Raw genomic sequence first — 4,368 nt, 5'->3', positions numbered from 1 at the left:
GGACGTGACCGAGCAGGACCCCGCTGGGCAGGACCCCGCTGGTCAGAACCCCGCTGGTCAGAACCCCGCTGGTCAGGATCCCGCTGGTCAGGAGGCGGGTCGGGACGCCGGGCGGGACCTCGTCGACCAGGGGACGGCGATCGCCGTCATCGGCATGGCCGGGCGCTTCCCCGGCGCCCCCGACGTGGCCCGGCTGTGGCGCAACGTGCTCGACGGCGTCGAGTCGATCCGCCGGCTGACCGACGACGAGCTGGACGCCGCCGGGGTGGACCCGGTCCTGCGGGCCGACCCCCGCTACGTCCGCGTGGCCGCGCCGGTCGACGGCGTGGAGGAGTTCGACGCCGCGTTCTTCGGCTACAGCCCGCGCGAGGCCGAGCTGGCCGACCCGCAGCACCGGCTGTTCCTGGAGTGCTGCTGGGAGGCGCTGGAGGTGGCGGGCTACGCGTCGGCGCGCTACGACGGGCTGATCGGGGTGTTCGGCGGGGCGAGCATCAGCACCTACTGGCACCGGATCAGCTCCGACCGGGAGCTGTTCAGCTCCATCAACGAGTACCAGGCGATCATCGGCGGCGACAAGGACGCCCTGACCACGATGGTGTCCTACAAGCTCGGCCTGCGCGGCCCGAGCATCGCGGTGCAGACCTTCTGCTCCACCTCCCTGGTCGCGGTCCACCTCGCGTGCCAGAGCCTGCGCACCGGGGAGAGCGACGTGGCGCTCGCGGGCGGCGTCACGGTGCGCGTGCCCGACCGGGTCGGGCACCTGTACCAGGAGGGCGGCATGGGCAGCCCGGACGGGCACGTGCGCAGCTTCGACGCGCGGGCGGCCGGCAGCATGTTCGGCGACGGCTCCGCCGTGGTCGCGCTCAAGCGGCTGTCCGACGCGGTGGCCGACGGGGACGACGTGGTCGCGGTGATCCGGGGCTCGGCGGTGAACAACGACGGCTCGGTCAAGGTCGGCTTCACCGCGCCCAGCGTCGGCGGCCAGGTCGCCGTGATCCGGCGGGCGCTGGCCGACGCCGGGCTGTCGCCGGAGGACATCGGCTGCGTGGAGGCGCACGGCACCGCGACCGAGCTGGGCGACCCGATCGAGGTCGCCGCGCTGAACGCGGTGTTCGGACCCGGTCGGCCGGGCACGTGCGCGCTGGGGTCGGCGAAGACCAACGTCGGTCACCTGGACCACGCCGCCGGGGTGGCCGGCCTGATCAAGGCCGCGCTGTCGGTGCGGCACGGGGTGATCCCGCCCAGCCTGCACTTCGAGCGGCCCAACCCCGAGATCGACTTCTCGGCGGGCCCGTTCTACGTCAACACCGAGCTGCGGGAGTGGCCGGACCGCGACGGGCCGCGCCGCGCCGGGCTGAACTCGCTCGGGCTCGGCGGCACCAACGCGCACGTGGTGGTGGAGGAGCCACCGCCCCCGCCGCCCGCCGACCCGCCGGGCAGGCCGCACCAGCTGCTGGTGTTCTCGGGCCGCGCCGACGCCGCCGTGGACGAGCTGGTCGCCTCCGTGGCCGACGTCCTCGCCGACGACGGGGTGGCGTTGGCCGACGCCGCCTACACGCTCCAGGTGGGGCGGCGCGAGTTCGAGCACCGCCGCGCCGTGGTGGCCGCCGACACCGCCGAGGCGGTCGCCGCCCTGCGCGCCGGGGAGGTCTTGTCCACCGCGGACGTCGAGTTCGAGGTGGACCGGCCGGTGGCCTTCGTGTTCCCGGACGCCGCCGCCGACGCGGAGGACCTGTACGAGCGGGAGCCGGTGTTCCGCGCGGCCGTCGACGAGTGCCGGGCGCTGCCGGACCGGGGCCCCGCGGCCGAGGCGTTCACCACCGGGTACGCGCTGGCGCGGCTGCTGACGAGCTGGGGCCTCCGGCCGGACGCGCTGGCCGGCCACGGCGCGGGCGAGTGCGTGGCCGCGTGCCTGTCCGGCGCGCTGACGCTGCCGGAGGCGGTGCGGCTGGCGGTCGAACGCGCCCGCCTGGCCCCGTCCGAGCTGGCGGAGTGGGCGCGGGCGAACCTGGACCCGGCCGTGCCGACGATCCCGTACGTGTCGGGCACGACCGGCGAGTGGGCGTCGGCGTCCCCCGAGGACTGGGGGCGTGAGCCGGGCGCGGAGCCGGTGGACCTGGTGGACGCCGTCACGCGCGGGTCGAGCAGGATCGCCGTGCGGGTGGGCGCCGGTCGGCTCGCCGGGGCCGTGCCGACCCTGGCGGAGGACGGCGGGGACCGGCAGCGGTCGGTGCTGACCGCCGTGGCCCGGTTGTGGCTGGCCGGGGTGCCGGTGGACTGGGCCGGCCTGCACGCGGGCGAGCGCCGCCGCCGGGTGCCGCTGCCCACCTACCCGTTCCAGCGCCGCCTCTACTGGCTGGCGCCCACCGAACCGGCGGCGCAGGGCGGCGCCGGGAAGGCGCTGAGCGCCCTGAGCCGCGAAGACCCGGACCGCTGGCTGTACCTGCCCGCGTGGCGGCAGACCGCTCCGCCCGCGCCGGCCGCCGGTGGCGGTGCGCCGTGGCTCGCGCTGGTCGGCGGGCCCGCGGGCGAGGCGGTGGCCGACGCCGTGGCCGAGGAGGTGGGTCGCTCCGGCGGCGAGGTGATCCGGGTGCGGCCCGGTGACGGGTTCGCCGTGCTCGACGACGGCTCGCACACCGCCCGGCCGGACAGCCGCGCCGACCTCAAGGCGGTCCTGGCGCGGCTGTGGGAGGCCGACCGGCGGCCACGCCGCCTGCTGCACCTGCTCACCCTGGACACCGACCCCGGCGCCCCGGCGGAGCAGGTCCTCGACCGCGGTTTCCACAGCGTCGTCGCCCTCGCCCAGGCGCTCCAGGACCTGGGCACCGGCGAGGTCCGCGTCGACGTGGTCACCCGCGGCACGCAACGGGTCCTCGGCGACGAGCCGCTGCTGCCCGAGCAGGCCGCCGTCGTCGGGCCCTGCCGGGTCGTGCCGCTGGAGTCCCCGACCACGGCCTGCCGGCTGATCGACGTGGTGCTGCCCGACGACCGCACCCCGCCCGCCGGCCTGCTCGCCGAACTCGCGGCCGAACCGGAGGACCGGGCGGTGGCGCTGCGCGCCGGCAGGCGCTGGGTGCCCGCCTACGAGCCGGTCCCCGCGCCACCCGCGCCGCCGTCACCGGTCCGCGACGGTGGCGTCTACGTGGTGACCGGCGGTCTCGGCGGCATCGGGCTGGCCATGGCCGAACGGCTCGCGCGGGCCGCCCGCGCCAGGGTCGTCCTGCTCGGCCGCACCGGTCTGCCCCGGCGCGCGGACTGGCCCGCGCTGCTCGCGGACGACCAGCTCGACGCCGACGTGCGCCGTCGCGTCGAGGGCGTCCGGCGGATCGAGGCGACCGGTGCGGAGGTGCTGGTCCTCGCCACCGACGTCGGTGACGAGGAGGAGGTGCGCGCCGCGCTGGCGACGGCGCGGGAGCGGTTCGGGCCGATCACCGGCGTCCTGCACGCCGCGGGCGTGCCCGGTCTGGGGCTGCTGCCGTTCAAGCAGCGCGAGGCCGCCGACCGGGTGCTGCGCCCCAAGGTCGCGGGCACGCGGGCGCTGGAGCGCGCCCTCCGGGACGACCCGGTCGAGTTCGTGGTGCTGTTCTCCTCCATCACCTCGCTCACCGGCGGCGGCCCCGGCCAGGTGGACTACTGCGCCGCCAACGCCTTCCTCGACGCCTGGGCCCACCGCGCCGCCGACGACGGGCGGCGCGTGGTGGCGGTCGACTGGGGAGAGTGGCGGTGGAACGCCTGGGACGTGGGCCTCGCCGGGTACGACGCCCGGGTGCGGGAGTTCTTCCGCGTCACCAGGGAGCGCTTCGGCATCGACTTCGACGAGGGGTGGGCGGCGCTGACCGCGGCGCTGGCCACCGGGCTGCCGCAGGTCGTGGTGTCCACCCAGGACTTCCGCGCGGTGGCGGACCTCGGCGGCCTGTTCACCACCGAGGCGGTGCGCCGCCAGGGGCCGGCCGAGCGCCACCCGCGCCCCGACCTCACCACGACGTTCGTGGCGCCGGGCACGCCCGTCGAGCGGACCGTCGCGGACATCTGGGCGGACGCGCTCGGCGTGGCCGAGATCGGCGTCCGCGACAACTTCTTCGAACTCGGCGGCAACTCGCTGGTCGGCGTGGACGTGGTGACCCGCGTCCGGGCCGCCTTCCCGGGCGCGGACCTCGCGCCGCACGCGCTCTACGAGGCGCCCACGGTGCGGGCGCTGGCCCGGCTCGTCGGCGGCGAGGGCGACGCGCGCGACGGCCGCGAGCAGGACGACAGGCAGGCACGCGGCGCCCGGCGCAGGCAGGCGCTCGGACAGGTGAGGAGCCGGACGTGACCGAGCAGGACCCCGCTGGGCAGGACCCCGCTGGTCAGAACCCCGCTGGTCAGAAC

1 protein-coding gene is annotated in these 4,368 nt (G+C 76.9%); it reads left to right on the top strand.

Annotated features, from left to right (window positions below; translation table 11 throughout):
* The first annotated feature begins 4 nt into the window (after positions 1-4).
* Positions 5-4,312, top strand: coding sequence for a type I polyketide synthase (locus ACFV4N_RS40380; protein WP_499677972.1), 4,308 nt, complete (start codon positions 5-7; stop codon positions 4,310-4,312).
* The last annotated feature ends 56 nt before the right edge of the window (positions 4,313-4,368 follow it).

The sequence above is a fragment of the Actinosynnema sp. NPDC059797 genome (assembly GCF_042732085.1).
GTDB lineage: Bacteria > Actinomycetota > Actinomycetes > Mycobacteriales > Pseudonocardiaceae > Actinosynnema.
This window is presented reverse-complemented; position numbering and strand designations above follow the sequence as displayed.